We start from the raw sequence: 26,873 nt of genomic DNA on the forward strand, positions 1-26,873 counted from the left end.
TGTTCCTGAAGGTCAGCGGAGTTGGGGAAGCACTTCGAGCGCGGCGGCGAGGCAGTCGCGCCCCAGCGCCTTTGAACGCGCGGGCGACCAGCCGTAGACGGCGTCTGGCGCGACGTTCGCGTCTTTGAACGGCATTTCGAGCGTCATCGACAGACAGCCGTAGCGTTCCGCAAGCGCATTGGTGGCGACGGTGAGGTTGGCCTTGCCCGGCGGCGGCGTCTCGTAGCCGTCAGCGGTCTGGAAGTCCGGCGAAAGGCGGTCGAGAATCGCGATGTAGGCGGCAAGGCGCCGGGTCATTGCGTCGGTGATCGAGGGGATGCCCTCGAACCCCGCGATGAAGTTGTTCGGGATCGCCTCGTCGCCGTGCACGTCGAGCACGAAGTCGGGCTTGTCGCGGTCCATGCGAGCGAGCACCGAATAGACCTCGGGACTGCGTTCGAGCGACGGCGACGCCCATTCGCGGTTGAGGTTCACGCCGACGGCGTTCGTGCGCAGGTGTCCGCGGCGCGAGCCGTCCGGGTTCATGTTGGGGACGATGCGCAGCGTCGCCTTTGCACGGAGCGCCCGCGCCACCGGGTCTGCCGGATCGATGAGGCGTTCGAGCGCGCCTTCCATCCACCATTCCGCCATCGTCTCGCCGGGGTGCTGGCGGGCGATGAACCACAGGTTCACGGGGCCTTCGCCCATTGTGAGCAGGTCCATGTCCTGCCCGTCGAGCGTCTTGCCGATCACTTCGCTCGTCACGCCCGGGGCGCTGCCGATACGGGTGACGAGGTCGTTGTGCCGCTCCATGCTGTAGGGCGCGAAATAGGCGATCCAGACGCTGTCTTCCTCCGGCGTCAGCCGGATGGTGAGCGTGCCGCCGTCCGCGGCTTTGTCATAGGCGGTGTCAGCACGGCACCAGTCGCTGCGGTCGTAGGAGACGACCGCGCGGTAATCCGGCCAGCCGCCCGGATAGGCGGAGGCTTCGAGGCCCACGAGGCGGATGATGCAGGCCGCGCCGCGCACGCCCGAGAGGCGGAAATAGAACCACTGCGCGAACTCCGACATGTGATCGCGCGGGATGGTGAGCACGATGTCGTCCGCGCGCTCGGCACGCGTGACGGCGATATTGCCGCCGTCGAAGGCGGCGGAAACGGTGACGGCCATGAAACTCCTGTAGAGCAGGGCTTACTGGGATTTGTATGTCACCGTTTGGCCCGACGTGCCCGGAAAGTCACGCAAAAGTGCATCGGCGAGCGCGGGCATGGCCGCCGCGAGCGGCCCGTAGCGCGTCGTGCTGCCCGCCTCGGCAACCGCACGGCCTTCCCAGAGCACGCTCTTGTCGGAGGTCCGCTCGATCTTGAGCGCGAGCATGTTGATCGCGGTTTCCTTCGTCTTCTTCTCGCCGATGCCGAAGCTGGTGCCGAGCCCGACGCCGACGTTCTTGCCGAACGTGCCGCCGCCGATGCCGATGGTGACGGGAGAGCCGCCGCCGACGCCTTCACGCGTCGTCTGCCCATAGGCGAGCACGCCGATGTATTCCGCGCCTTCACGTCCCGATGCGAGCGAGAAGCCGTGCTCGGCAAGCTCCGCGTTGACGGCGGATGCGTAGTTCTGGAATTCGAGCGTCCCGGCTGCGGTCTTCTCGAGTGGTTCGAGGTAGATGCTGCCGCGCAGCCCGGGCTGCGTCATGTGGAAGCGCGTGACGTCGGCCTCGAAACGGTTGGTGGTGCAGGCGGCGAGAAGTGCGAGCGCGGTGAGCGCAAGGGCCTGTTTCTGCATGGCGGTTCCCCTGAAACGATTGTGCAATCCTATCGCATCATCCTGTAGCTTCACAGCTTTCTTATGCCTGAACGGCTTGCCGGGCCGCCTGTGTCCGCATATCGGGCAAGAGCGCAGACAGGAGTGGCAAGGATGGTATCGGTTCTGGTGACGGGCGGCGCGGGGTATATCGGCAGCCATGCGGTGCTGGCGCTGAAAGACGCAGGCCACCAGGTCTCGGTGATCGACAATCTCGTCACGGGTTTCCGCTGGGCGGTGCCGGAGGACGTGCCTTTCTACGAAGGCAATGTCGCCGACGAGGCGCTGCTGGACCGGATCGTCGCCGAGCAGGGCATCGCGGCGATCATGCACTTCGCGGGCTCGGTCGTCGTGCCCGAATCAGTGAGCGATCCGCTCAAATACTATCGCAACAACACGGCCGCGAGCCGCACATTGATCGAATCGGCGGTCAGGAACGGCGTGAAGCACTTCATCTTCTCGTCGACCGCGGCGGTGTACGGCATTCCCGACCACACGCCGGTGGACGAGGAAACGCCGCGCGTTCCGATCAACCCTTACGGCACCTCCAAGCTGATGACGGAGTTCATGCTGGCGGACGTCGCGGCCGCGCACCCGATCAACTACGCGGCGTTGCGCTACTTCAACGTTGCGGGTGCGGACCCGGCGGGTCGCACCGGCCAGTCGACGGCGGGGGCGACGCATCTCATCAAGGTCGCGGTCGAAGCGGCGACCGGAAAGCGCTCGCACGTCTCGGTGTTCGGCACGGACTATGCGACGCCCGACGGCACCGGCGTGCGCGACTATATTCATGTCAGCGATCTCGCCGCCGCGCATGTGCTGGCGCTCGGCTGGCTCGAGGAACGGCCGGAGGAGTCGGTGACGCTCAACTGCGGTTACAATCGCGGCTTCTCGGTGCTGGAAGTGCTGGATGCCGTGGAGCGTGTCTCCGGACGCAAGATCGAACGACACATGGAACCGCGCCGCGCGGGCGATCCCGATGCGCTCGTGGCCGAGAACGCGAAGATTCTGGACACTTTCCGCTGGCAGCCGCGCAACGGCAACCTCGACACGATCGTCACCCATGCGCTCGCGTGGGAGGAGAAGCTCGCCGCGCGCGGCTGACCCTTCAGGTCGAAAGAAAGCGTCGCGAATCGCCTTCCAGCACCATCGCGGTGAGGCGGCCGGTGGCGTAGGCGCCGGTGTCGATGCCGGTGCGGTTCGCCTGCGCGTCGACATCGCGCGTGATCGAATGGCCGTGGACGACGTGGAAGCCGTGGTCACCCTTGTGTTCGAGGAAGGCTTCGCGAATCCAGATGAGGTCGCGTTGGCGCTGTTCCTCCACCGGCACGCCGGGCCGGATGCCGGCATGAACGAAGAGATAGTCGCCCGCGCGGCGCATGAGTTCGAACGATTCGAGAAGCTCGATGTGCGTGCGCGGCATCACCTCGCGGAGCGCGCCGAGCGCCGCGTGTTCATCATCGCCGAACGCGAGTGCTGCCGGGAGCCCGTAACTCGCCAGTGTTTCACGCCCGCCGTGCTTCAGCCAGGCAGGATAGAGCGATTCGTCCTCGCGCGGACGTCCGCTAACGAGATGCGCGAGGATCGATTCGTGGTTGCCCTTGAGCAGCGTCCAGCGCCGGCCCTGGGGCGGGCCTTCGGCAAGCCGATCGAGCACCGCGGCGGAAGCGTTGCCGCGATCCACATAGTCGCCGAGGAAAACGATCTCCGAATCGCCGCTCCAGCCCGCGAGATCGGCATCAATCTGGCCGAGCAGCGCGTCCAGCAGGTCGCGACGGCCGTGAATGTCGCCGATCGCATATAGGCGCAGACCCTCCGGCAGGCGGTCTGTGCGTTTGGGACGGGATCGGAAGCGGGACAGCATGGCGCCCATGTAATGCACGCGGCGCGGCGGGCAAGCCGGAAGCCTTGACTTCATAAGGTTTGCCCCGTAGGGACGCGCGCTCTTGAACAGCACCAGAATCAGTTTCGCAGGCGGAAAACATGAAGATCCGGAACAGCCTCAAGTCCCTGAAGGGACGTCATCGCGATTGCCGCGTCATCCGCCGCCGCGGCCGCACCTATGTGATCAACAAGACGAATCGCCGCTTCAAGGCGCGCCAGGGCTAAGTCCTCGCTGAACGCCGAAGCTTCGATCGACGCCGTCATCTTCGACGTCGGCGGCGTTCTTTATCACTGGCACCCGCGCTACCTCTACGAAAAGCTGATCCCGGACCGGGGGCGGCTCGAATGGTTTTGCGCCAACGTCGTGACGCCGGAATGGCATTTCCAGCATGACGCCGGGCGCCCCGCCGCCGAAACCACCGCAGAGCTTGTCGCGGCCTTCCCGGATGAGCGCGACCTGATCGAAGCCTATGTGCCACGGTGGCTGGAAACGCTGCCGGGGCCGGTGGAAGGGATGATTGAGCTGGTGCACGCGCTCGCCGACACGGGCGTGCCACTCTACGGCATCACCAACTTTTCGCACGAGTTCTGGCCGCGATTCGCCTCAACCGAGCCTGCGTTCGCGCGTTTCCGCGATATCATCGTGTCGGGCGAGGAACGGCTGGTGAAACCGGATCCGGCCATTTTCGCGCTGGCGAAACGCCGCTTTCCGGTGGACCCGGCGCGCGCGCTCTTCATCGACGACCGTGATGACAATATCGCCGCCGCGGAAGCGGCAGGCTATCGCGGTCACGTATTCACCGACGCGGCGCGGGCGAGAGCGGCGGTGACGGCGCTGGGGTTGTCGCTCTGAGGCCGGCAGGGCGGCCCGGCAACAGCGGGCGCCGCGAACAGGATGGGCGTCGCGAACAGTGCAAGTCCTGCTGATCCCGCGCCAAGCAACAGCAGGTCGCCGTGAAGTTTACGCATGTGAGAACATCCCGAAATCGTGCCTGATGATGCACGGCTACAGGGGCGTCGTCATATAAGCGTCAAAAGACAGACAGCGGAGGCGAAACAATTGCCGCCCGCGTGTTTCCCCTGGCGGCAATTGACTTGCAGCAGGCCTATTTGCGGCCCCTCAGTTCATCGCCGGTAAGCCGCGCGATGTGCAGCACGTTGGTGGAGCCCGGTGTGCCGAACGGAACCCCGGCCATGATGATGATGCGGTCGCCGCTGCCCGCGACGCCAGCGCGCAGCGCCATGCGCTTCGCCTTGTTCACCATCTCCTCGAAGTCGCTCACATCGCGCGTGTGAACAGCATGGACGCCCCACAGCAAACCGAGCTGGCGTGCAGTCGCGAGCTTCGGCGTGAGGACGAGGAGCGGCACGTTGATGCGCTCGCGGCTGGCACGGCGCGCTGTCGAGCCGGACGTGGTGAAGCAGCACACCGCACGTGCCGATATGGTCCCGGCGATCTGCCCTGCGGCGCCGGAGAGCGCGTCGGCCGTGGTGGCTTCAAGCAGCGTTTCAGTGAAATGCACGCGCCGGGCGTGTTCGGGATCGGTTTCGACCGCGCTCGCGATCGCGTCCATCATCCGCACGGCTTCGACGGGCCAGGCGCCTGCCGCCGATTCGGCAGAGAGCATGACGGCGTCAGCGCCATCATACACGGCGTTGGCGACATCGCTCACCTCGGCGCGCGTCGGCGTCGGCGAGGCGATCATCGATTCGAGCATCTGCGTGGCGACCACGACCGGCCGCCCCGCCTTGCGCGCGGCCTGCACGATGCGCTTCTGCGCCATCGGTACGGCCTCGGGCGGCATCTCGACGCCAAGATCGCCGCGCGCAACCATCACCGCATCGGCGATTTCCAAGATCTCGGTGAGGCGGTCGAGCGCCTGCGGCTTTTCGATCTTGGCGAGAAGCTGCGCGCGTCCGCCGATCAGCCGCCGCGCTTCCGCGACGTCCTCGGGTCGCTGCACGAAGCTGAGTGCGACCCAGTCCACGCCCGCGTCGAGCGCGAAATCGAGGTCGCGCCGGTCCTTCTCGGTGAGCGCGGCGAGGGGCACGACCGCATCAGGGACATTGAGCCCTTTGTTGGACGAGAGGCGGCCGCCCACGGCAACCTCCGTCTCGATCGCGTCCGGTGTCACTGCGAGCACGCGCAGCGCGACCTTGCCGTCGTCTATGAGCAGCCGGTGACCGGGCTCCGTAGCGCCGAAAATCTCCGGATGCGGCAGGAGGGCGCGCACCGTGTTGCCCGGCGTATCGTGCCGGTCGAGCGTGAAGCGCTGGCCGTTCTTCAGCTCCACGGGCGCGTCGAAGCGGCCGATGCGGATTTTTGGCCCCTGCAGATCGGCAAGGATCGTCATCGGGCGCGACGTTTCGCGTTCGAGCGCACGGATGTGGCCGACGACCTCGGTATGGCCTTCATGTCCGCCGTGGCTCATGTTGAGCCGGAACGCGTCCGCTCCGGCGAGGTAGAGCGCGCGAATCTGCTCGTAACTGCTCGACGCAGGCCCGAGTGTTGCGAGAATGCGGACCTTGCGGCGGCGCGGCTCTATCTTCATGTGACCCCTTCGTAGTGCTTGCGCGCGGATACCCCTAGTGCGTTACGCCTATGGGTGCAAAGACAGGAGTTGAAGATGGCGATCGACGACAGTGTTCGGACCGAAATGGAAGCGGCGGCGTTCCGGCGGCTCGTTGAACACCTGCGGCATCGCACCGACGTGCAGAACGTCGATCTGATGGGTGTGGGCGGCTTCTGCCGCAACTGCCTGGGTGACTGGCTGCGCGAAGCGGGCGAGGCGCGCGGCGTCGCGCTCGGCAAGGACGCGGCGCGCGCGCTCGTCTACGGCATGGACCCCGCAGAATGGAAAGCGAAGTACCAGACGCCTGCCACCGAAGCACAGATGCGCCGCATGGACGAAAGCGTCGCGAAGAACGCGCACTGACCTGCCTTGCGGAGTTGGAGCGGGCGACTTACGAACCCCGACCGATTTCTTCATCCATGATTCGAGGCAGGCATGACCGACAACGTATCCGTCGAACAACTCCGTCTTTTCATCGAACGCATCGAGCGTCTTGAAGAGGAAAAGAAGGGCATCGCCGACGACATCAAGGACGTCTACCTCGAAGCCAAGAGCCAGGGCTTCGATCCCAAGACGATGAAAACCATCGTGCGCCTGCGCAAGATGGACAAGAATGCGCGCCAGGAAATGGAAGCGCTGCTCGATACCTACAAGGCGGCGCTCGGCCTCGAGGTCTGAAGCCTCGTGGCCCGGGCGTCCCATCGCGGGACGCGTGGAGCGCCGACTGTCCCGATTCGAGCCGGAATGCCGGTACCGGAAAATTGCCAATTTCAATAAAATCAATGACTTGAGATTCTGGCACGGCGCTTGCTGTTCTCTGGACAGCCGCCGGCGCCACGGCCCCGGCAAAGGCGGCGACCCAACCTGGCGGTGGTCAATGACCCCGACCGCCTCCAGGCGAAAACCCTGAGTTGAGCGGCGATGCCACGGCCCCGGTATCGCCGCTTTTCTCGTTTTGGGCGACTTGGCGCATCGCATCCGCGCCGATACTATCCCGCACATGCAAATCAGCCTGACCGTCAACGGCTCCCGCCGCGAACTCGACGTGGAACCGACGATGCTGCTCGTCGAAATCCTCCGCGATCAGCTGCGCCTCACCGGCACGCACATTGGCTGCGACACCAGCCAGTGCGGCGCCTGCAACGTACTGATCGACGGCAAGGCGGTGAAGAGCTGCACGGTGATCGCCGGACAGGCGGATGGCGCCGCCGTGACGACGATCGAGGGGCTGGGCGCGGAAGGCGCGCTGCACCCGATGCAGGCGGCGTTCCGCGAGGCGCACGGGCTGCAGTGCGGCTTCTGCACACCGGGCATGGTGATCGCGGGAATCGCGATCGCCGGGCGGCACGGGCCGAATGTGGATGAGGAAACCATCCGCCACGACCTTGAAGGCAATCTCTGCCGCTGCACGGGCTATACGAACATCGTGAAGGCGATCCGCGCGGGGGCGTCTGCGCTGTGACGGACTATCATCGCCCAGCGACGCTTGGCGAAGCGGCGGCGCTCGCCGCAGGAGGCGGTGATGTCGCCTATCTCGCGGGCGGGCACACGCTGATACCGGCAATGAAATCCAGGCTGCGCGCACCCGATGCGCTCGTCGATCTCGCGCATGTCTCCGGACTGTCGGGCATATCGCGCGAAGGCGACCGGGTTTGGGTCGGGGCGATGACGCGCCACGCCGAGGTCGCAGCGGAAGCGCCGATCCGCGCGCTCGCACGGCTCGCGGGCGGCATCGGCGATCCGCAGGTGCGGGAGCGCGGCACGCTCGGCGGCAGCGTCGCGAACAACGACCCGGCGGCGGATTACCCGGCGGCGGTACTCGCGCTCGATGCCGTGATCGAGACGGATCGCGGCACGTACGCGGCGGATGATTTTTTCCTCGGCATGTTCGCGACCGCGCTCGAAGAGGCCGAGATCATCACGCGCTTCGGCTTCCGGGTGCCGCAGGCGGCGGCCTACGCGAAGTTCGCGCACCCGGCCTCGCGCTATGCACTCGTCGGTGTGTTCGTCGCCCGGTTTGCGGAGGGCACGCGCGTTGCCGTGACCGGCGCGGGGGCGGGCGTGTTCCGCTGGAGTGAAGCGGAAGCCGCGATCGACGCGGGCGCCGCGCTTCCGGAGCTTGCTTCGGACGATCTCAATTCCGACATCCATGCCGGCGCCGAATATCGCGCGCATCTCGCCGGCGTGATGCTGCGCCGCGCACTGGGAGACATGGCATGATCCTTTCCACCACCCCCACCATCGAAGGCCGCCCGGCGACGCAGTATCACGGCGTCGTCACCGGCGAGGCGATCCTTGGCGCCAACATCTTCCGCGATCTGTTCGCGGGGATCCGCGACATTGTCGGCGGGCGCGCGGGCTCGTACGAAACCGTGCTGCGCGATGCGCGCCAGCAGGCGCTTTCGGAACTCGCGGACGAAGCGCGAAAAATGGGTGCGAACGCCGTCGTCGGCATCGACCTCGACTACGAGGTGCTGGGGCAGGGTGGGTCGATGCTGATGGTCTCGGCCTCGGGGACAGCGGTCACCGTTTCCTGAACATTGCCAGTGGGCGCCTCGCTCGCGTAAAGACCCGGCCACATTCCTAGAAACCGGCACGAACGAGTCCCATGGCAGGTCATTCCAAATTCAAGAACATCATGCACCGCAAGGGCGCGCAGGACAAAAAGCGCTCGGCGATGTTTTCCAAGCTCTCCCGCGAAATCACCGTCGCGGCCAAGATGGGCACGCCCGATCCCGACATGAACCCGCGCCTGCGCGCCGCGGTGATCGCGGCGAAGGCGCAGTCGATGCCCAAGGACAATATCCAGCGCGCAATCGACAAGGCGAGCGGCGGCGACGTCGAGAACTATGAAGAGATCCGCTACGAGGGCTTCGGCCCCGGCGGCGTGTCGCTGATCGTCGAGGCGCTGACCGACAACCGCAACCGCACGGCGACGAACGTCCGCACGATCTTCTCCAAGAACGGCGGCAACCTCGGCGCATCGGGTTCGGTGAGCCACGGCTTCGATCGCATGGGCCTGATCGAATATGCGGCCAAGGCGGGCGACGCTGAGAAGGTGTTCGAGGCAGCGCTCGAAGCGGGCGCGGAGGATGTGCAGTCCGACGAGGAGGGCCACGAGGTGTGGACCGCGCAGGATACGCTGCACGAGGTCGCGAAGGCGCTCGAAGCCGTGCTCGGCGAGCCGGAAGGCGCGAAGCTCGCATGGCGGCCGCAGACGATGGTGTCGGTGGCCGAAGGTGATGCGGGGTCGCTCCTCAAGCTGATCGATGCGCTCGACGACGACGACGACGTGCAGACCGTGTCGGGCAACTATGAAGTCTCCGACGAGGTCATGGAGAAGCTCGGCTGATCATTCTCGGCGTTGATCCGGGGCTGAATGCCACCGGCTGGGGCGTGATCCGGGCCGAGGGCAACCGCATCTCGCACATCGCGCACGGTACGCTGCGCATCCCGGCGGACATGCCGATGGCCGCGCGGCTCTCGGCGCTTTACACGGGCCTTGCTGGTGTCGTCGCAGAAAGCGCCGCCGGGACGGCGGCCGCCGAAGAGGTGTTCGTCAACAAGAACCCGCAATCGACACTGAAGCTGGGGCAGGCGCGCGGCGTGGTGCTCGCGGCGCTCGCGGGATCGGGGCTGGAGGTTGCGGAGTATGCGACGCGGCTCGTGAAGAAGGCGCTGGTCGGAACGGGCGCGGCGGAGAAGGATCAGGTGCGCGCGATGGTCGAGCGGCTGATGCCGGGCGTGAAGATCAAGAGCACCGATGCGGCGGACGCGCTTGCGGTGGCGATCTGCCATGCGCATCATCAGGCGAGCGCAAAGGCGCTGGGGGGATACCGATGATCGCCAAGCTGAAGGGCCTGCTCGACACAGTCAACGCAGACGCTGCGGTCATTGATGTGAACGGGGTCGGGTATCTCGTCTCGGCATCGACCAAGACGCTTGCGTCGCTCGGCGGAGCAGGCACAGCGGTTTCTCTGCATATCGAGACGCACGTGCGCGAGGACGCGATCCAGCTGTTCGGTTTCGTGACGGAACGCGAGCGCGACTGGTTCCGACTGTTGCAGACGGTGCAGGGGGTCGGTGCGAAGGTGGCGCTGGCGATCCTGTCGGTGCTGACGCCGGATGAAATCCACGCCGCGATCGCGAACCGCGACAAGACGATGGTGGGCCGCGCGAGCGGTGTCGGGCCGAAGCTCGCCGAGCGCATCGTCAACGAACTGAAGGACAAGGCGGGCGGCATCGCCGGGGTTGCGATCCCGGTCGGCGGCTTCGCGCCCGCAGCGCCGAAGGGCGGCCTCGCAGCGGACGCGCTCTCCGCACTCGCCAACCTCGGCTACAAGCCCGCCGAAGCGAACCGGGTGGTGACGGCCGCCATCGAGGAAGCCGGCGAGGGCGCGGATGTCGGCACGGTGGTGCGGCTGGCGCTCAAGAAAGCGGCGCGGTAGGGTCCGCGCATGGCCACGCAACCCGATGATCAGCGCTTTGTGACCGGCGAACGCCGGGCCGAGGACGTGGATGCCGCGCTGAGGCCGAAGCGGCTGGAAGAGTTCGTCGGGCAGGCGGCGGCGCGGGAGAATCTGCGTGTGTTCATCGCGGCTGCGAAGCAGCGCGGCGAGGCGATGGACCATGTGCTGTTCTTCGGGCCGCCGGGTCTCGGCAAGACGACGCTCGCCCAGATCATCGCGCGCGAGCTTGGCGTCGGGTTTCGCTCCACGTCGGGGCCGGTGATCGCGAAGGCGGGCGACCTCGCGGCGCTGCTCACCAACCTCGAACCCAACGACGTGCTGTTCATCGACGAGATTCACCGGATGAACCCGGCGGTGGAGGAAATCCTCTACCCGGCGATGGAGGACCGCGCGCTCGATATCATGATCGGCGAGGGGCCGTCGGCCCGATCGGTGCGGATCGATCTGCCGCCGTTCACGCTCGTGGGCGCGACGACGCGCTCCGGGCTCATCACGACGCCGCTGCGCGACCGGTTCGGCATCCCCGTGCGGCTTAATTTCTACACGGTCGACGAACTCGAACATGTGGTGACGCGCGCCGCCGGACTGCTCGGCATGGCGCTGTCGCCTGAAGGTGCGCGCGAGATCGCGGGCCGCGCCCGGGGAACGCCGCGCATTGCAGGGCGGCTGCTGAGGCGTGTGCGCGACTTCGCGCATGTCGCGGGGGCGGATATCGTGGATCGCACGATGGCGGATACGGCGCTGCTGCGGCTGGAGGTCGACGCGCTTGGGCTCGACGCCATGGACCGGCGCTACCTCGGCATGATCGCGGACATCTACAAGGGCGGCCCGGTCGGCATCGAGACATTGGCGGCGGGGCTTTCGGAGCCGCGCGACACGCTGGAAGAGGTCATCGAACCCTATCTGATCCAGCTCGGCCTCGTCGCGCGGACGGCGCGCGGGCGGATGCTGAACGGGCGGGCGTGGACGCATCTTGGCCTTGCTCCGCCGGCAGGCGCGGGCGACGTGCTGCCCTTCGAGGACTGAGCAGCGCTCACGAATCGGCGCATTTTCGGGCTTCCCCGCCGAGTCGCGCCCGGTTAGACACCGGACGGAATGACGGGTGAAACAACAAGCGGCCCGCCCTCAGGCGCCTTTGTGGACGGTGTTCACCGCTTTCCCGTGCGCGTCTATTTCGAGGATACCGACCTTTCTGGCGTCGTTTATCACGCCAACTACCTGCGCTTCATGGAGCGCGCGCGGTCCGATATGCTGCGCGCGGCGGGCATCGACCAGCGTGCCTTCTTCGAGGCGGGCGAGGGCGCCTATGCGGTGACGGACCTCCAGATCCGCTACGTGCGCCCGGCGCGGCTCGACGACGTTCTTCATGTCGAAAGCCGCGTAAAAAGCATCGGCGCGGCGTCGTGCCGGATCGCGCAAGTCATCGTACGTTCAGGGGAACTCGTCACGGATGCGCTTGTTACAGCTGCACTCGTCGGGCGAGACGGCAGGCCGAAGCGCCAGCCGCCGGAATGGCGCAGGATTTTCGAAGTGTTGGCCGTAAAGGCGGGAAACGGGGAGCCGGATGGAAACTGAGGTTGCAAACGTCGCATTGGCGGGGGCCGCGGACATGTCGCCGTGGGCGCTGTTCATGCAGGCGGATATCGTCGTCAAGGCGGTGATGATCGGGCTCCTGTTCGCATCGATCTGGTCGTGGGCGATCATCATCGAGCGCGCGCGGCGGCTGAAAGTGATCGGCAAGCAGACCGAGGCGTTCGAGAACCGTTTCTGGAAGGCGAACAGCTTCGAGGACATTCGCGAGGCGCCGGGCAAGGCCGAGCATCCGGCAACCAAGGTGTTTGCTGCCGCGATGAGCGAGTGGCGCCGTTCGACCGCGGGCGGCAAATACGACCGCGTCGGGCTTCGCACGCGCCTCGGCGGTGTGATGGGCGTTGCCATCGCGCGCGAGATCGACACGCTTTCGGACCGGCTCAACATCCTTGCCACCATCGGCTCCGTCTCGCCGTTCGTCGGCCTGTTCGGCACCGTGTGGGGCATCATGCGCAGCTTCACCTCGATCGCGGCGACGCAGAACACCACGCTCGCCGTGGTCGCGCCGGGCATCGCCGAGGCGCTGTTCGCGACCGCGATGGGGCTCTTTGCGGCGATCCCGGCGGTGATCGGCTACAACCGGCTGCTCTACGGCATCGGCCGCGTCGAGGGGCGCCTGCACAACTTCGCCGAGGAGTTCCAGGGCGAGCTGTCGCGCGAGCTTGAAACCATGGCACCGAAGGCCTGACGCATGGCGATGGGCATTGCACCCGGCGGACGCAGGGGCGGCAAGGCGCCGCCGATGAGCGAGATCAACGTGACGCCGCTCGTCGACGTCATGCTCGTGCTGCTCATCATTTTCATGGTGACGGCGCCGCTGCTCGTTTCCGGCGTTCCGATCGATCTTCCCGACAGCAAGGCAGGCGCGCTCAAGCAGGACAACACGCCGATCCAGGTCTCGCTGAACGCGGAAGGGGAGATCTATATCGACGAGCAGCTCGTTCCCGCCGAAGAGCTCGCCGCGAAGCTCGCCGCGATCAGCGAGGCACGCGCGGGCGAGGCGGAAGGGCCGCGCATCTATGTGCGCGCCGACCGCCGGCTCGACTTCGGAAACGTGATGCGCGTGATGGGCGAGGTGAACGCCGCAGGTTTCAAAAAGGTCGCGCTCGTGAGCGAGGCCGGCGCCGAAGACCGGTGACCGAGAACCGCGCGATCCTGATCGCGGGGACGGCGCACCTTGCGCTGTTCGCCGGACTATCGCTGAGCTGGAGCCTGATGTCGAAGGACATCGCGCCGATCGTGGAGCCGATCCCGGTCGAGTTCGTGGACATTTCCGACGTGCCGACGGTGCAGGAAAAGCCCAAGCCCTCGATCGAGGCGGCGCCGCGCGAGACGGTGGAGGAGGCTGAGCCGGAGGTCGTCGAGCCCGAGCTGACGCCGGAACCGACCCCGCCGCCGGTCGAGATCGCGCCCAAGGAAACGCCGAAGCCCAAGGCGGAGCCGAAGAAACCCACGCCCAAGCCGGTCGAAAAGCCGAAGCCCAAGCGCGACCTTTCGAACCTGATCGACAAGTCGCTGAAGGACGCGCCGCGGAAGACGAAGCCGACCGATTTCGCGAAGTCGATCGAGCAGGCGATCCCCGAAGGCGCCAAGCTCGACGCGCGCACGATGGCGACGCTCGCGCAGGCGATCCGCGACCGCATCTACCGCTGCTGGGATCCCGGCGCAGGCGGTCCCGACGCCCGCAACATCAAGACGCTGCTGCGCGTGCGCGTGCAGCGCGACGGCACGATCATCGGCCGCCCGGAAGTGCTGTCGCAGAGCGGGATCGGCGCAGGCAACGCCGCCTACGGCCGCGTGGCGCGCGACGCCGCGATCCGTGCCGTGATGAACCCCGCCTGCTCACTGGAAGGACTGCCCCCGGAACTTTATGACGGGTGGAAGGATTTCGAACTCAATTTCGACCCAAGCGAGACGCTGTAAGGATATGCCTGTGAAACGCCTCATCTCCGCATTGTCGGCACTGCTGATCGCAATCGTCGCGATGCCTGCCGCCGCCCAGCTTCGCGTCGATATCAACGCGGGCATTTCGAAGCCGATGCCGATCGCCGTGCCGGCGTTCACGACACCGGCGCTCGCGAGCACGGTTGCGGGCGACACCGCCACGCTCGGGCGGCAGGTCGCGGAGGTCGTCTCGAACGATCTTGCGAGCTCGGGGCTGTTCAAGCCGATCAACCCCTCGGCGTTCACCACCACCGTCGCCTATGCCGACGTGCTGGCCCCGCGCTTCCCGAACTGGCGCACGGTGGCGGCGCAGGCGCTTGTCACCGGCTTCGTGCAGGTGAACGGCGACGGCTCGATCACGGTCGGCTGCTACCTTTACGATGTGTTCTCCGAAGAAATTCTCGCGCGCGAGGGCTTCTCGACGCAGCCCGCATTCTGGCGCCGCGCCGCGCACAAGTGCGCAGACGCGGTCTATTCGCGGCTGACGGGCGAAAGCGGCTATTTCGACAGCCGCATCGTCTACGTCTCGGAAACCGGCAGCCAGACGAAGCGCATCAAGCGGCTCGCGATCATGGACCAGGACGGCGCCAACCACCGCTTCCTGACGAACGGCCAGAACCTCGTGCTGACGCCGCGCTTCTCGCCGAGCCAGCAGACGATCGCCTACATGTCGTTCGCGCAGAACCGGCCGCGCGTTTACATCTACAACATCGGCACCGGCCGCCAGACGCTGGTGGGGAACCTCCCCAACATGAGCTTCGCGCCGCGCTTCTCGCCCGATGGGCAGAGCCTCGTCTTCTCGATGGCGCAGGGCGGCAACACCGACATCTATCGCATGAGCGTGAACGGCGGCACGCCGCAGCGGCTGACGAGCGCGCCGGGCATCGATACCGGCCCCAGCTATTCGCCGGACGGCAGCAAGATCGTGTTCGAATCGGATCGCGGCGGCACACAGCAGCTTTACGTGATGAACGCGGACGGCTCCGATCAGCGCCGAATCAGCTTCGGCGGCGGACGCTATGCGACCCCGGTATGGTCGCCGCGCGGCGACCTCATCGCCTTCACGCGCATGGGCGGCGGCGGTTTCCGCATCGGCGTGATGCGCACCGACGGCTCGGGCGAGCGGCTGCTCACCGACAGCTGGGGCGATGAGGGGCCGACCTGGTCGCCGAACGGCCGCGTCGTGATGTTCTTCCGCAGCCAGCGCGGCGGCCGCGCCGACCTCTGGTCGGTGGACCTTACGGGCGTCAATGAACGGCGCATTCCCACACCGCTCGACGGGTCCGATCCGGCATGGTCGCCACTTTTGCCTTAAAAAGCATGGCATTCAGGTGTTATTAAGGGTTGCCCACCGAGTGCAGTTTGGAAACCGTAATGACGGATTCGCGTTGTTGAGCCGAAACCGGTGACTGGTGCCGGGTTCTTTTTTGGGGTTCCGAGACAGGGAGAGTGATGATGAAGACTGCTCTGAAAGTGGTGATGGTCGCCGCATTGGTCACGACGGCAGCGTGCTCTAAGAAGAAGGAAGAGCTGCCGCCGCCGCCGCCGCCCGCGGCTCCGGTTGAGGCGCCCACCCCGACGCCGACGCCCACGCCTGTCACCAGCACGGTCGTGCCGGGCAGTGTCGAGGACTTCATCCAGCAGGCGGGCAGCGACCGCGTGTTCTTCGAGTTCGATTCGTATCAGCTCGACAGCGCTTCGCAGGCGACGCTGACCAAGCAGGCCGGCTGGCTCGCCCAGTATTCGAACGTGAAGGTCACGATCGAAGGCCACGCCGACGAGCGCGGCACGCGTGAATACAACCTCGCGCTCGGCGAGCGCCGCGCCAACTCGGTGAAGAACTTCCTCGCCGGCCAGGGCGTTGCCGCCGATCGCATCAGCGTGATCAGCTACGGCAAGGAGCGTCCGGCCGTTGAAGGTTCGGACGAGAGCGCCTGGGCGCAGAACCGCCGCGCCGTCACGGTGCTGGTCGGCGCCGCCGCCAGCTAAGACCCGCATTCATTGCGCAGTTGGAAAGGGCCGTCCTTCGGGGCGGCCCTTTTCCTTTCGGGCGAGACCGATCAGCGGGCGGAGCCACGGCACGCTGCGGCCGACGATGTAGAAGGTCCAGCTGCCTGCCGCCGTTGCCGCGACGAGGATCGCGAAGGCGGCGAGGTTGGGGAGCGTGAGCGGGAGCAGCCACCAGCCGACGGCGACGATGATCGTCTGGTGCGCGATGTAGAGCGGGAACACCGCTTCGGTGAGCGTCGTGCGGATGGGCGCGTCGCGGTTCAGCCAGCGGTCGGCGATGCCGATGAGCGCAACGATTGTCGCCCAGCCCTGAACGGCGCGCGCTGCGCGAAACAGGGCGGTGAGCGTGTCATCGAGCGGGGTCTCGCCGGGATAGCGATACTCGATCACGGCGACGACGGCGTAGGCGGCCACGGCAAGCACGGCGGCGACGCGCCACCAGCGGCGGATCGCGGTCCAGAGCGGGGATGATCCGCGCAGCAGCACGCCGAACAGGAAACATGGGAAATAAAGCGCGTGCGTGGCCCCATCGTCGACAAGCGCGTGGGTTTCGCCGACGCCGGGAAACAGCACGATCGTCCGCAGTGCCATCAGCGCAATCGGAACGGCGAGGATGGCGGGACCGGTGAGCGCGGCTTCGCAAAAACGTGCGGCGCGCGCGCGAACGCCTGCGGGGAGCAGCATGAGGAGCGCGAGCACTATGCTGTAGACCCACAGATAGACGACGAACCAGAGATGCTGCCACGTCGGCAGGATGATGCCGTCGAGCGCGCCGAAGCGGAAATAGTCGTGCAGCCAGAAATGGCTGAAGCTCTCCGTATAACCGTGCTTGAACATCAGCTCGATCCACGGCTGCGGCGGGATCACGACGATCACGGCGAAGACAAGTGGGATCAGCAGCCGGGCCGAGCGTGAGCGCGCGAAACCGGCGGGGCTGGGCTGGTGCGCGAAGACCGCGGCGCTTGCATAGCCGGACACGACAAAGAGCAGCGCCAGTCGCCAGCTGTTTGTCGCCAGCATCAGGATCGCGGCATGCGGATCGGGATTGGCCGCCTTCACGTGCCAGTCCCACGGCACGAAATACATGCCGACGTGATAGAGGATGAGGAGGGCGAAGGCGCCGACGCGCAGCCAGTCCATTCCGTAATGGCGCCCCGTGGGCAGTTCTGACGATCGCGCCTCCCCCATGCATGAAGGCTAGCCGATCCGCACTCCCGCGCCAGCCCCCGATACCGGCAGGTCTTGGGTTCGCCGCGAAGCTCGCGTATATCGCCCGCGAAAGGTGAGAGTCCCGAGCATGTCCCTTCGTCCCTGGCGCGATATCGCGCGGCGCAAATCGCGGCAGATCATGGTCGGCAGCGTTCCGGTGGGCGGTGATGCGCCGATCACCGTGCAGACGATGACCAACACGCTCACCTCGGATGCAAAGGCGACGATCGACCAGATTCGCCGCTGCGAAGAGGCGGGGGCGGACATCATCCGCGTGTCGTGCCCCGATGTCGAATCGACCGCGGCGTTCCGCCAGATCGCGAAGGCGGCGCGGGTGCCGCTCGTTGCCGACATCCATTTCCACTACAAGCGCGCGCTCGAAGCGGCGGACGCGGGCGCGGCGTGCCTGCGCATCAACCCCGGCAACATCGGGTCTTCGGAGCGCGTCGCCGAGGTGGTGCGCGCCGCGAAGGCGAACGGCTGCGCGATCCGCATCGGCGTCAACGCGGGCAGCCTGGAGAAGGATCTGCTCGAGAAGTACGGCGAGCCGTGCCCCGAGGCGCTCGTCGAAAGCGCGCTCGACCATATCCGGCTGCTCGAGGAGCATGACTTCCGCGAATACAAGGTCGCGGTGAAGGCCTCCGACGCGTTCCTCGCCGTCGCGGCCTATCAGCAGCTCGCCGAGGCGGTGGACTGCCCGCTGCACCTCGGCATCACCGAGGCGGGCGGGCTCATCGGCGGCACGGTGAAGTCGGCGATCGGCATCGGTTCGCTGCTCTGGTTCGGCGTCGGCGACACGATCCGCGTGTCGCTTTCGGCCGAGCCCGAGGAGGAAGTCCGCGTCGGCTATGAAATCCTGAAGACGCTCGGCCTGCGCACGCGCGGCGTCCGCGTTGTCTCCTGCCCGAGCTGCGCGCGGCAAGGCTTCGATGTCATCCGCACGGTGCAGGCGCTCGAAGATGCGCTCGGGCACATCAAGACGCCGATGTCGCTCTCGGTGCTCGGCTGCGTCGTCAACGGCCCCGGAGAGGCGCGCGAGACCGACATCGGCATCACCGGCGGCGGCAACGGCAAGCACATGGTCTATCTGTCGGGCGTCACCGACCACACGATCGCGGACGCGGACATGATCGCGCACATCGTGGGGCTCGTTGAAGCCAAGGCCGCCGAGATCGAGGCCGGGAGCGCGGTGAGCATGGATACGCTGCACGGGAAAGCCGCATGAAGACCGGGTCCGACATCAGGCTGGAACCGCCGGTCGCGCGCAAGGCCGTTGCAACGGGCGCATCGGCAACCGGGGCGATGACGCTCGGCTACGGCGCCGTTGCGGCGCTGACGCTCGGGGCGTTCGCGCTGGGCGCTGTCGCCGTCGGCACGCTTGCGATCGGCCGGCTCCGCGTGGGCAAGGCGCGCATCCGCAAATTGCGGATCGACGAACTGGAGGTCGGAGAGATCATCAGGATCGGCGAGGATCGCGCGTGACGGTTTCGATTCGTGTGGCCGGGCCCGCCGACCTGCCGCTGATCGCGCGGTTCATCCGCGATCTTGCCGAATATGAGAAGCTCGCGCACGAGGTCCGCTTCGACGAGGCGAAGCTCGGCGAGAGGCTGTTCGGCTCGCGTCCCTACGCCGAGGTGCTGATCGCCGAGGATGACGGCACGCCTGTCGGCTTCGCGCTGTTCTTCCACAATTTCTCGACCTTCGAGGGACGGCCGGGCGTCTATCTCGAAGACCTGTTCGTCGTGCCTGAGGCGCGCGGCAAGGGGGTCGGCAAGATGCTGCTTTCCCGGCTCGCGGCGCTTGCGATCGAACGGGATTGCGCGCGCCTCGAATGGTCGGTGCTCGACTGGAACACGCCCGCGATCGACTTCTACCGTTCGCTCGGCGCACGGCCGATGGACGAGTGGACCGTCAACCGCGTCGATGGCGACGCGCTGAAGACGCTCGCTGCCTCAGGGTAAGGCTTCGAGCACGCGGTCGAGCAGCGCTGGGCCGCTGCCGACGCGTTCGAGGTGCGGATAGCGGAGCCCGCCCGTATAGCCGAGGCGGATCGTGCGGTAGCGCGGGCCTTCCTTCAGCAGCAGCTCGATCGGGCTCTTGCCGTCCTTCGCGGCGGTGATCGTCGATTTGAAATCGGCCTCGTTGAACTCGCGACCGTTCACCGCCATGATTCGCGTCGCGGTGGTCACGCCTTCGCGAAATAGCGCCCCGTCCCACACGACGTTGGAAATCGTGCCGGAAGCGTTGACCGTGATGCCGACAGAATGGCTGAGATCGGTAGCGCGGCTGCGCGCGTCGTTCGAAACCTGATAGGCACTCGGCGTTTCCTTGAAGACGAGCCGATAGCCGCTCTTCTCGATGCCGCCGAGCGGGGGTTTCGCGATCTCGTCGACGCGGGTTTTCAGGAAGGTCGCCCAGTCGTAAGGCGCGACGGCATCGAGCGCGGCGACGACGTCTTCGAACGCGTAGGTGACCGTGCCCCAATCCCCGTCACGCACGCCGAAGAAGCCGCGCGCGAAATCGTCGAGCGACTTCTTGCCGCCGGTCTTCTCGCGGATCAGCATGTCTGCTTCCATCCAGATCAGCGCGCCTTCGTTGTAATAGTCTTCCGAGCGCTGCCATGTGCGGAAGGCCTGCGGGCGGCGGGCGTTGGTGATGGGGTCGTTTGTGGTGTCGATGAGCGGCTTCCATGCGCGGCCGGGCTGCTGCTCATAGAAGGCGGCCTGGTTCGCGAACTCGCCGAGCACGACATCCTTGGGGATAAGCCCGGAGCGCGCAGCGAGCACCGAATCCCAGTAGCTCGTCTGCCCTTCGTAAACCCAGAGCAGGCTGTTCTGCATCGGCGTGCGATAATCGGGCGTCCAGAGATCGGCACCGCGGCGGAACTTGCCGTTCCAGCTGTGCGTGAATTCATGCGGGAGCAGTCCGCGCATCGCCGCCGTGTTGGCCCAGTCGGTGAAATAGGTGCGTGGCAGCGCATTCTCCGAGCTGCGATGATGTTCAAGGCCGATGCCGCCAAGCTCCGTGGAGAGCGCGAACAGGAACTCGTAGCGGTCGTAGTGGCGCGATCCGAAAAGCTTCACCGCCTGATCGACCATGCGCCGGTGCGCCTCGATCTGGTCGTTCGTGGCCGCAAGGTCACCGGGCCGATCGGCAAAGACGTTGAGGCGGACATCGTGGCCTAGATCCCACGCCTTGTAGTTGCTCCCCGCGAACATGGGGCTGTCGACGAGCGTTTCGAAATCGGTCTCGGCGTAGCGGAGCGTGCTCCCGGTGCGCACGACGCCGTCGAGCGCGGCAACGCCCTGCCAGCCTTCGGGCAGTGTCACCGAGGGGCGCACGCGAATCTGCCGCGTGTAGTGGCCCGCCGGATAGAGCGCGACCGTTTCCCACTGCAGGTTCAGCATTTCCGCCGTCACGCTGACGCGGCCCTGATTGCCCTCGGTGGGCGAGAGATACTGGAAACGGATATCGAGCGCCTTCGCGCCCTTCGGGACATCGACGGTGAAGGCATAGACGTCGCGCGGATCGCGCTTCCACGGCACGGGCTTCCCGCCCGCGCTGATCGTGAGCCCCGCCAGCGCGGCGATCGGCCCGCGCGGCGCGTGCTTGCCGGGGAGCCATTCGGGGTAGCGCAGCGTCAGCGGCCCCGGCGCGGCAACCGGGATCTGCTGGCGGACGCCGAGAATACGGCGCGCCGTATCGCTGGCATCGACATCGAGCGTCATCACGCCCGGATAGCGAATGTCCTCAGCCGGGCGTTCCGGATGCACATAGACCGGTGTTCGGGGGAGGCTGTTTTCAGCGGCGGCGGGCGCCGCCAGAAGGATCAGGAACGAACAGAACGCACGCAAGACAGTCTCCCCGAGAAATGACTTTCCGCGAGGAATGACGGAATTGTTTCAGCCGGTAAAGCTCAGCCCTTGGTCTTCGCGCGCTCGACGCCGTCCAGAATGAGCTGGCGTGCCTTGTCTGCATCACCCCAGCCGTTCAGCTTTGCCCACTTGCCGGGTTCGAGGTCCTTGTAGTGCTCGAAGAAGTGCTCGATCTGGCGCAGCACGATCGGCGGCAGGTCGCTGTGGTTGGTGACGTTGCCGTAGTAGGGGAAGGTCGAATCGACCGGCACGGTAAGCAGCTTCTCGTCGCCGCCCTTGTCGTCTTCCATCATCAGCACGCCGACCGGGCGCACGCGGATGACCGCCCCCGGGATGATCGGCGAGCGCGTGATGACGAGCGCGTCGAGCGGATCGCCGTCCTCGCCCAGCGTGTGGGGGATGAAGCCGTAGTTCGCCGGATAGCGCATCGGCGTGTGCAGGATGCGGTCCACGAAGATGGCGCCCGAGTCCTTGTCGAACTCGTATTTCACCGGTTCGCCGCCGATCGGCACCTCGATGATCACATTGAGTTCGTGGGGCGGGTTCGGTCCGACGGGAATCTTCGATATATCCATGGCGCGCGGCGTTTAGCGGTTCTTCGCGCCGAAGGGAACCGCCGAATGTTGCGTCGCAGCAGAAATCGTATGAACGGTTCCCACGGCCCCCGAACCCGTCTAAAGCGCGGCGCTTATGAGCAGCAAGATTCAGGCCGTGCGCGGCACGCAGGACATGGTGGGCGAAGACGCCGCGCGCTTCGACGTGGTGGTGGAAACGTTCACGCGCGTGCGCAGGCTCTATGGCTTCCGCCCGGTGCAGGTGCCGGTGTTCGAATTCACCGGCGTGTTCGCGCGCTCGCTCGGCGAGACCACCGATGTGGTTTCGAAGGAAATGTACACGTTCGAGGACCGCGGCGGCGAATCGCTGACACTGCGCCCCGAGTTCACGGCGGGTATCGCGCGCGCCTACATTTCGAACGGCTGGCAGCAGCACGCGCCGATGAAGCTTTCGGCCTGGGGACCGGCGTTCCGCTACGAACGGCCGCAGAAGGGCCGTTTCCGGCAGTTCCACCAGCTCGACGCGGAAATCCTGGGGTCGGGCGAACCGGCGGCGGACGTGGAAATCATCGCCTTCGCGCAGCACCTGCTCGATGAACTCGGGCTTCAGGGCAAGACGGTGCTGAACCTCAACACGCTCGGCGACCCTGAGACGCGCGCTGCGTGGCAGGCGGCGCTGATCGCGCACTTCTCGGCGCATCGCGATGCACTTTCCGCCGAGAGCCGCGACCGGCTGGAGAAGAACCCGCTGCGCATCCTCGACAGCAAGGACGCCGCCGACAAGGCGCTCGTCGCCGATGCGCCCAGGATCGACGCCTATATGTCCGCCGAGGCGGGCGCGTGGTTCGATGCCGTGCGCAAGGGCCTCGACGCGGCAGGCGTCGCCTATCAGCGGAACGAAGCGCTGGTGCGCGGTCTCGATTATTATCGCCACACGACGTTCGAGTTCATCACCGAGCATCTGGGTGCGCAGGGCACGGTGCTCGGCGGCGGGCGCTATGACGGGCTGATGGAAGCGCTCGGCGGGCCGCACACGCCGTGCGTCGGCTGGGCGGCCGGAATCGAGCGGCTTGCGATGCTGATCGCGGCGCCGGCGGAGGACTTTATCGATGTCGCGGTCGTGCCAGATGGTCAGGCTGATGGCTTGGAGAGCATTTGTATCGACATTGCTACTCGGCTCCGGCGTAATGGGATCAGGACTGATTTTCCTTTTCGAGGGAACACCAAGAAGAGGGTTGAAGCAGCTAAACGTCGAGGTGCGCGCTCCATCCTCTTTGTAAAAGACGTAAGCCAGCTGCCGGGCAGCCTGCATTTGTCGCGTGTTTCGATGACGAGTGAAGAGCTTGGTGACTTAATGAACAGAGTGCTCTCAGCCTTGCCTCCGGGCTACAGCCATATTTCGGGCAGCAATCTCAGCGAAGATCGTAACGTATGAGCGGCGTTCCCACCGCGCGCATCCGACAGATCGAGGCGCGCTATGCCGAGCTGACCGAGCAGATGTCGGCGGGCGATCTTCCGGCCGAGAAGTTCGTCGCGCTTTCCAAGGAATACGCCGAGCTGAAGCCCGTCGCCGAGGCGGCGGGAACCGTGCGTGCGATGCGCGACGAGGCGGAGAGCCTCACCGCAATGGTGAACGGCGGCGAGACCGACCGCGAGATGGTGGCGCTTGCCGAGGAAGAGCTGCAGTCTCTGAAGGAACAGCTCCCCGAGGCCGAGAAGGCGCTCGCCGTGCTGCTGCTGCCGAAGGACATGGCGGACGAACGCTCGGCGATCCTCGAAATCCGCGCCGGCACCGGCGGCGAGGAAGCGGCGCTGTTCGCGGCCGATCTCTACCGCATGTACCAGCGCTATGCCGAAACGCAGGGCTGGCGCGTTGAGACGATGGAAATGTCGTCGGCCGACGCGGGCGGCTTCAAGGAAGTCATTGCGAACGTCACCGGCCAGGGCGTGTTCGCCCAGCTGAAGTTCGAAAGCGGCGTGCACCGCGTGCAGCGCGTGCCGGCGACCGAGGCTTCCGGGCGCATCCACACGTCCGCCGCGACGGTGGCGGTGCTGCCGGAAGCCGAGGATGTCGATGTCCAGATCGAGGAAAAAGACCTCCGCATCGACGTGTTCCGTTCGTCCGGCCCCGGCGGCCAGTCGGTGAACACCACCGACAGCGCCGTGCGCATCACGCACCTTCCCACGGGCCTCGTCGTCAGCCAGCAGGACGAAAAGAGCCAGCACAAGAACAAGGCGAAGGCGCTGAAAGTGCTGCGCGCGCGCCTCTTTGAGCTGGAGCGCGAGAAGCTGGCGAACGAACGCGCCGGCGCGCGCAAGTCGATGGTCGGCTCGGGCGACCGTTCGGAGCGTATCCGCACGTACAATTATCCGCAGGGGCGCGTCACCGATCACCGCATCAACCTGACGCTGCACCGGCTGCCGGAGATCATGGAAGGCGGAGGACTCGGTGAACTCGTCGCCGCGCTCATCGCCGAGGACCAGGCGGCGCGGCTCGCGAACCTGAATGAAGGCGCTTGATCTCGTAAGGGATGCGGCGGCGCGGATCGGCGGAGAAACGCCGCGCCTCGATGCCGAACTGATCGTCGCCCACGCGCTCGGGATCAGCCGCGAGGCATTGCTGCTCGGCAATCCGGAGGCTTCGGCGGAGGCGGCTGAGCCGTTCATCGCCCGGCGCGCGGCGGGCGAGCCCGTCGCCTACATCCTCGGGCGGCAGGAATTCTGGTCCCTCGACCTGGAGGTGGGACCGGGCATCCTCGTGCCGCGCGGCGACACCGAAACGCTGATAGCGGCGGCGCAGGGGCTGTTTCCGGCGGATGTGGCGCTTCGCGTGCTCGATCTTGGCACGGGTTCAGGTGCGCTCGCGCTCGCCGCGCTTGCCGAATGGCCACGGGCCAACGCGCTTGCGACGGACGTGTCCGATACCGCACTCGCCGTTGCCGCGTGGAATGCGGAGCGGCTCGGCTTTTCGGCGCGTTGCCAGTTCCTGAAAGCCGACTGGGCCGAAGGCGTCGAAGGGCGCTTCTCTTTAATCCTCTCGAATCCGCCCTATATCGGAGAGGACGAAGCGACCGGCCCCGGCGTGCGCGAATACGAGCCGCACGGCGCGCTTTTCGCGGGGCCGGACGGGCTTGATGCCTATCGGCGCATTGTTCCGGCACTCCCGGCATTGCTGGCAGCGGACGGCGCGGCGATCCTCGAGATCGGATGGAAGCAGGCGGAGGCGGTTCTGGCGCTGGGGCACGAAGCGGGGCTGGGCGGCGCGGTGGAACGCGACCTTGCCGGTCGGGATCGGGCGGTCGTTTTCCGTCGCATCGCCTCTGTTTTTTGACTTGGAATGCGATTGCAATGCCGCTAGAGCGGCTGTGCATGGGCGAGGACGATGATCCCCTCGCCGGGCACTTACGATAGGCAGAATCGTTTGGCGGTCGCTTCCGGACCTTTGCGTGGTTGGCCGCGCATATCCTGAACAACGACAGTCGGCTCGGCCGGCAGTATCGGGGAAAAGAGTATTTCATGAGAAATGGGCAGCAGCAGTCCGGTCGGCGTCGTGGGCGCGGCAATCCGCGTCCCCAGCAGGGCGGCGGTCGTGAGATGGGCAACCGCAACATGGAGCCGCGGCAGCGCGGCAATGCGCTTCAGCTGCTCGAGAAATACACCAACCTCGCGCGCGAGGCGCATCAGCAAGGCGAGCGCGTCCAGGCCGAATATTATCTGCAGTACGCAGACCATTACCACCGCGTCGTCGCCGAGATGCGCGCCCGGCAGGAAGAGCGTCAGTCGCAGTACCAGCAGCACAACGATCGTCCCGATCGCCGCGGCCGCGAGCATGAAGATCGCGATATCCGCGACGAGGATGATGACGGCGACGACGAGGGCGATGAGGATGAAGAGGGCGAGGGGGATAACCGCGCGCCCGTCCAAAACAATCGCCAGGAGCGTCAGCGGTTCGAGCCGCGCCAGCAGCGTCAGGACCGCCCGGAACGTCAGGACCGCGACCGTCAGGAACGCCCGGAGCGAGCGGAACGTCAGGACCGCCCGGAACGCCAGGATCGCGAGCGTCAGGAGCGCGACCGTCCCGAACGGTCCGAGCGTCAGGAGCGGTATGAACAACCCCGTCCCGCGCCCCAGCCCCGTACGGCGCCTCAGCCCGCCGCCGACGAGCGCGAGGATGAAGGTGCGCTCCGCACGCTCGCCCGCAGCGCGCGCCGCGCCGATGCCGAAGAGCCTGTGGTCGCGGAAGCGCCCAAGCGGCGCGGCCGTCCCCCCGCGCAGCCCAAGCCGGTAGCCCCGGCAGCAGCCGAAGCGCCGGTCGCGGCTCCCGTTGCCGTGGAAGCCGAGGACGAGAAGCCGCGCCGTCCGCGCGGGCGTCCGCGCAAGGTTCAGCCCGTCGAGACCGTCGACGCCTGAGTTCTGCGGGCCGGACCGGGTCTTGGGCCTGCAACGCAAGGTTCATGTTTCCGTCACGGGAACTTCATGCTAGCGCCCCCGCGCGTACCGCACGAGCGGTCGCGTTGAAGGGGACGGTCATGACCACGCGCCACGCTGCATTGGTTCTTGTCGGTCTGTCTGCAAGCCTGCCGACAACGGCGATGGCGCAGACGGACTCGGTGACGCTCGAACAGGCGGTTGCGAAACTCACCGCGCTGCAGGCGCAGCTCGAAGCGGTGCAGGCGGAAGTCGCGGCACTGCGTGCGCAGGCAGCGGCGAAGGAACAGAAGCCCCAGCAGCAGGCAGCTGCAACGCCTCCCCCCGCGCCCAGCGATCCGATCAAGGTCAGCTGGAAGGGCGCACCCGAGATCTCCGCGAAAGGCTGGAGCTTCAAGCCGCGTGGGCGGCTGCAACTTGATGTCGCGAATGTGTCGCACCCGGCGGGCATCGCAGACAGCGGCCTCGGTTTCTCGAACGAAGTGCGGCGCGCCTATCTCGGCGTGCAAGGCACGATGCCGGGCGGCTTCGGCTATCGCATGGATATCGATTTCG

33 protein-coding genes (1 of these 33 only partly in view) are annotated in these 26,873 nt (G+C 66.4%); 26 read left to right on the plus strand and 7 right to left on the minus strand.

The window, feature by feature from the left end:
- Positions 1 to 12 precede the first annotated feature (12 nt).
- Together ACE3TJ_RS11615 and ACE3TJ_RS11620 are read right to left on the minus strand one after the other, a co-directional pair.
- Positions 13 to 1,149: a M14-type cytosolic carboxypeptidase gene (locus ACE3TJ_RS11615; RefSeq protein WP_374596266.1), complete on the minus strand. Its 1,137-nt coding sequence runs from the start codon at positions 1,147 to 1,149 to the stop codon at positions 13 to 15.
- A 21-nt stretch (positions 1,150 to 1,170) separates the two neighbouring features.
- The gene (locus ACE3TJ_RS11620; RefSeq protein ID WP_374596268.1) at positions 1,171 to 1,764 is read right to left on the minus strand and encodes a DUF4136 domain-containing protein; all 594 of its coding nucleotides are present in this window, start codon (positions 1,762 to 1,764) and stop codon (positions 1,171 to 1,173) included.
- Positions 1,765 to 1,896: 132 nt separating this feature from the next.
- Here ACE3TJ_RS11620 and galE point away from each other — a divergent pair, with 132 nt between their 5' ends.
- A complete protein-coding gene (galE, locus tag ACE3TJ_RS11625) occupies positions 1,897 to 2,886 on the plus strand; it encodes a UDP-glucose 4-epimerase GalE (RefSeq protein ID WP_374596270.1) in 990 nt (329 codons plus the stop codon).
- A gap of 4 nt (positions 2,887 to 2,890) precedes the next feature.
- Here galE and ACE3TJ_RS11630 read toward each other — a convergent pair whose 3' ends face one another.
- Positions 2,891 to 3,700 (minus strand): metallophosphoesterase, encoded by an 810-nt coding sequence (locus tag ACE3TJ_RS11630; protein WP_374596272.1) that lies wholly within the window; start codon positions 3,698 to 3,700, stop codon positions 2,891 to 2,893.
- 65 nt (positions 3,701 to 3,765) lie between these two features.
- On the opposite strand from ACE3TJ_RS11630, the gene ykgO reads away from it, so the two are divergent.
- The gene (gene ykgO / locus ACE3TJ_RS11635) at positions 3,766 to 3,891 is read left to right on the plus strand and encodes a type B 50S ribosomal protein L36 (RefSeq protein ID WP_050599643.1); all 126 of its coding nucleotides are present in this window, start codon (positions 3,766 to 3,768) and stop codon (positions 3,889 to 3,891) included.
- A 37-nt stretch (positions 3,892 to 3,928) separates the two neighbouring features.
- Entirely contained in the window at positions 3,929 to 4,519 is a 591-nt protein-coding gene (locus ACE3TJ_RS11640; protein WP_374599397.1) for an HAD-IA family hydrolase, read from the plus strand.
- Between the two features lie 253 nt (positions 4,520 to 4,772).
- Here the strand turns inward: ACE3TJ_RS11640 and pyk are convergent, their stop codons facing one another.
- Entirely contained in the window at positions 4,773 to 6,218 is a 1,446-nt protein-coding gene (gene pyk / locus ACE3TJ_RS11645; protein ID WP_374596275.1) for a pyruvate kinase, read from the minus strand.
- Between the two features lie 75 nt (positions 6,219 to 6,293).
- Here pyk and ACE3TJ_RS11650 point away from each other — a divergent pair, with 75 nt between their 5' ends.
- From ACE3TJ_RS11650 to pal, 15 genes are all read left to right on the plus strand, one after another.
- Positions 6,294 to 6,602: a DUF1244 domain-containing protein gene (locus tag ACE3TJ_RS11650; protein ID WP_374596277.1), complete on the plus strand. Its 309-nt coding sequence runs from the start codon at positions 6,294 to 6,296 to the stop codon at positions 6,600 to 6,602.
- A gap of 72 nt (positions 6,603 to 6,674) precedes the next feature.
- The gene (locus ACE3TJ_RS11655) at positions 6,675 to 6,917 is read left to right on the plus strand and encodes a DUF2312 domain-containing protein (protein ID WP_374596279.1); all 243 of its coding nucleotides are present in this window, start codon (positions 6,675 to 6,677) and stop codon (positions 6,915 to 6,917) included.
- Between the two features lie 322 nt (positions 6,918 to 7,239).
- On the plus strand, positions 7,240 to 7,701 hold the full coding sequence (locus ACE3TJ_RS11660) for a (2Fe-2S)-binding protein (protein WP_374596281.1): 462 nt from the start codon (positions 7,240 to 7,242) through the stop codon (positions 7,699 to 7,701).
- A complete protein-coding gene (locus ACE3TJ_RS11665) occupies positions 7,698 to 8,459 on the plus strand; it encodes a xanthine dehydrogenase family protein subunit M (RefSeq protein WP_374596283.1) in 762 nt (253 codons plus the stop codon). The genes ACE3TJ_RS11660 and ACE3TJ_RS11665 overlap by 4 nt, the downstream gene beginning before the upstream one ends.
- Positions 8,456 to 8,776 carry a heavy metal-binding domain-containing protein gene (locus ACE3TJ_RS11670; RefSeq protein WP_374596285.1) on the plus strand — a complete coding sequence of 107 codons (321 nt, stop codon included), beginning with the start codon at positions 8,456 to 8,458 and terminating at the stop codon, positions 8,774 to 8,776. Before ACE3TJ_RS11665 ends, ACE3TJ_RS11670 begins: the two co-directional genes overlap by 4 nt.
- A 71-nt stretch (positions 8,777 to 8,847) precedes the next feature.
- A complete protein-coding gene (locus ACE3TJ_RS11675; RefSeq protein WP_374596287.1) occupies positions 8,848 to 9,591 on the plus strand; it encodes a YebC/PmpR family DNA-binding transcriptional regulator in 744 nt (247 codons plus the stop codon).
- Positions 9,588 to 10,082 (plus strand): crossover junction endodeoxyribonuclease RuvC, encoded by a 495-nt coding sequence (ruvC, locus tag ACE3TJ_RS11680; RefSeq protein WP_374599399.1) that lies wholly within the window; start codon positions 9,588 to 9,590, stop codon positions 10,080 to 10,082. The genes ACE3TJ_RS11675 and ruvC overlap by 4 nt, the downstream gene beginning before the upstream one ends.
- Positions 10,079 to 10,687, plus strand: coding sequence for a Holliday junction branch migration protein RuvA (ruvA, locus tag ACE3TJ_RS11685; protein WP_374596289.1), 609 nt, complete (start codon positions 10,079 to 10,081; stop codon positions 10,685 to 10,687). Before ruvC ends, ruvA begins: the two co-directional genes overlap by 4 nt.
- Positions 10,688 to 10,696: 9 nt before the next feature.
- Positions 10,697 to 11,734 (plus strand): Holliday junction branch migration DNA helicase RuvB, encoded by a 1,038-nt coding sequence (gene ruvB / locus ACE3TJ_RS11690; protein WP_374596291.1) that lies wholly within the window; start codon positions 10,697 to 10,699, stop codon positions 11,732 to 11,734.
- Positions 11,735 to 11,803: 69 nt separating this feature from the next.
- Positions 11,804 to 12,283, plus strand: coding sequence for a tol-pal system-associated acyl-CoA thioesterase (gene ybgC / locus ACE3TJ_RS11695; RefSeq protein ID WP_374596293.1), 480 nt, complete (start codon positions 11,804 to 11,806; stop codon positions 12,281 to 12,283).
- Positions 12,273 to 12,986: a protein TolQ gene (gene tolQ, locus ACE3TJ_RS11700; RefSeq protein WP_374596295.1), complete on the plus strand. Its 714-nt coding sequence runs from the start codon at positions 12,273 to 12,275 to the stop codon at positions 12,984 to 12,986. Before ybgC ends, tolQ begins: the two co-directional genes overlap by 11 nt.
- Before the next feature lie 3 nt (positions 12,987 to 12,989).
- Positions 12,990 to 13,436 carry a protein TolR gene (gene tolR / locus ACE3TJ_RS11705; protein ID WP_374596297.1) on the plus strand — a complete coding sequence of 149 codons (447 nt, stop codon included), beginning with the start codon at positions 12,990 to 12,992 and terminating at the stop codon, positions 13,434 to 13,436.
- Positions 13,433 to 14,221: a hypothetical protein gene (locus ACE3TJ_RS11710; protein ID WP_374596299.1), complete on the plus strand. Its 789-nt coding sequence runs from the start codon at positions 13,433 to 13,435 to the stop codon at positions 14,219 to 14,221. The genes tolR and ACE3TJ_RS11710 overlap by 4 nt, the downstream gene beginning before the upstream one ends.
- A 61-nt stretch (positions 14,222 to 14,282) precedes the next feature.
- On the plus strand, positions 14,283 to 15,557 hold the full coding sequence (tolB, locus tag ACE3TJ_RS11715) for a Tol-Pal system beta propeller repeat protein TolB (RefSeq protein WP_374599401.1): 1,275 nt from the start codon (positions 14,283 to 14,285) through the stop codon (positions 15,555 to 15,557).
- Positions 15,558 to 15,697: 140 nt separating this feature from the next.
- The gene (pal, locus tag ACE3TJ_RS11720) at positions 15,698 to 16,231 is read left to right on the plus strand and encodes a peptidoglycan-associated lipoprotein Pal (RefSeq protein ID WP_374596301.1); all 534 of its coding nucleotides are present in this window, start codon (positions 15,698 to 15,700) and stop codon (positions 16,229 to 16,231) included.
- Positions 16,232 to 16,240: 9 nt separating this feature from the next.
- Here pal and ACE3TJ_RS11725 read toward each other — a convergent pair whose 3' ends face one another.
- Positions 16,241 to 17,392 (minus strand): acyltransferase family protein, encoded by a 1,152-nt coding sequence (locus ACE3TJ_RS11725; protein WP_374596303.1) that lies wholly within the window; start codon positions 17,390 to 17,392, stop codon positions 16,241 to 16,243.
- A 157-nt stretch (positions 17,393 to 17,549) separates the two neighbouring features.
- Here ACE3TJ_RS11725 and ispG point away from each other — a divergent pair, with 157 nt between their 5' ends.
- From ispG to ACE3TJ_RS11740, 3 genes are read left to right on the plus strand one after another with little or no spacing between them, the layout of a single operon-like run.
- A complete protein-coding gene (gene ispG, locus ACE3TJ_RS11730; RefSeq protein WP_374596305.1) occupies positions 17,550 to 18,686 on the plus strand; it encodes a flavodoxin-dependent (E)-4-hydroxy-3-methylbut-2-enyl-diphosphate synthase in 1,137 nt (378 codons plus the stop codon).
- The gene (locus ACE3TJ_RS11735; protein WP_374596307.1) at positions 18,683 to 18,943 is read left to right on the plus strand and encodes a hypothetical protein; all 261 of its coding nucleotides are present in this window, start codon (positions 18,683 to 18,685) and stop codon (positions 18,941 to 18,943) included. The genes ispG and ACE3TJ_RS11735 overlap by 4 nt, the downstream gene beginning before the upstream one ends.
- A complete protein-coding gene (locus ACE3TJ_RS11740; protein WP_374596309.1) occupies positions 18,940 to 19,422 on the plus strand; it encodes an N-acetyltransferase family protein in 483 nt (160 codons plus the stop codon). Before ACE3TJ_RS11735 ends, ACE3TJ_RS11740 begins: the two co-directional genes overlap by 4 nt.
- On the opposite strand, the gene ACE3TJ_RS11745 is transcribed toward ACE3TJ_RS11740, so the two are convergent.
- The gene (locus tag ACE3TJ_RS11745; protein WP_374596311.1) at positions 19,414 to 21,315 is read right to left on the minus strand and encodes a M61 family metallopeptidase; all 1,902 of its coding nucleotides are present in this window, start codon (positions 21,313 to 21,315) and stop codon (positions 19,414 to 19,416) included. The genes ACE3TJ_RS11740 and ACE3TJ_RS11745 overlap by 9 nt on opposite strands.
- 62 nt (positions 21,316 to 21,377) lie before the next feature.
- Positions 21,378 to 21,911 carry an inorganic diphosphatase gene (ppa, locus tag ACE3TJ_RS11750; protein ID WP_374596313.1) on the minus strand — a complete coding sequence of 178 codons (534 nt, stop codon included), beginning with the start codon at positions 21,909 to 21,911 and terminating at the stop codon, positions 21,378 to 21,380.
- 115 nt (positions 21,912 to 22,026) lie between these two features.
- Here ppa and hisS point away from each other — a divergent pair, with 115 nt between their 5' ends.
- From hisS to ACE3TJ_RS11775, 5 genes are all read left to right on the plus strand, one after another.
- The gene (gene hisS / locus ACE3TJ_RS11755) at positions 22,027 to 23,325 is read left to right on the plus strand and encodes a histidine--tRNA ligase (protein WP_374596315.1); all 1,299 of its coding nucleotides are present in this window, start codon (positions 22,027 to 22,029) and stop codon (positions 23,323 to 23,325) included.
- On the plus strand, positions 23,322 to 24,410 hold the full coding sequence (gene prfA / locus ACE3TJ_RS11760; RefSeq protein ID WP_374596317.1) for a peptide chain release factor 1: 1,089 nt from the start codon (positions 23,322 to 23,324) through the stop codon (positions 24,408 to 24,410). The genes hisS and prfA overlap by 4 nt, the downstream gene beginning before the upstream one ends.
- Complete coding sequence (gene prmC / locus ACE3TJ_RS11765; protein ID WP_374596319.1) at positions 24,397 to 25,221, plus strand: peptide chain release factor N(5)-glutamine methyltransferase; 825 nt, start codon at positions 24,397 to 24,399, stop codon at positions 25,219 to 25,221. The genes prfA and prmC overlap by 14 nt, the downstream gene beginning before the upstream one ends.
- Before the next feature lie 263 nt (positions 25,222 to 25,484).
- Positions 25,485 to 26,300, plus strand: a complete 816-nt coding sequence (locus ACE3TJ_RS11770) for a DUF4167 domain-containing protein (protein WP_374599403.1) — start codon at positions 25,485 to 25,487, stop codon at positions 26,298 to 26,300.
- Between the two features lie 119 nt (positions 26,301 to 26,419).
- Positions 26,420 to 26,873: the 5' portion of an OprO/OprP family phosphate-selective porin gene (locus ACE3TJ_RS11775; protein ID WP_374596321.1), read on the plus strand. Its footprint extends 908 nt past the window's final position; the window shows 454 of its 1,362 coding nt (coding positions 1-454); the start codon lies at positions 26,420 to 26,422; its stop codon lies beyond the right edge, outside the window.

Source organism: Sphingosinicella sp., from assembly GCF_041916975.1.
In the GTDB taxonomy this organism is placed as follows: domain Bacteria; phylum Pseudomonadota; class Alphaproteobacteria; order Sphingomonadales; family Sphingomonadaceae; genus Sphingosinicella.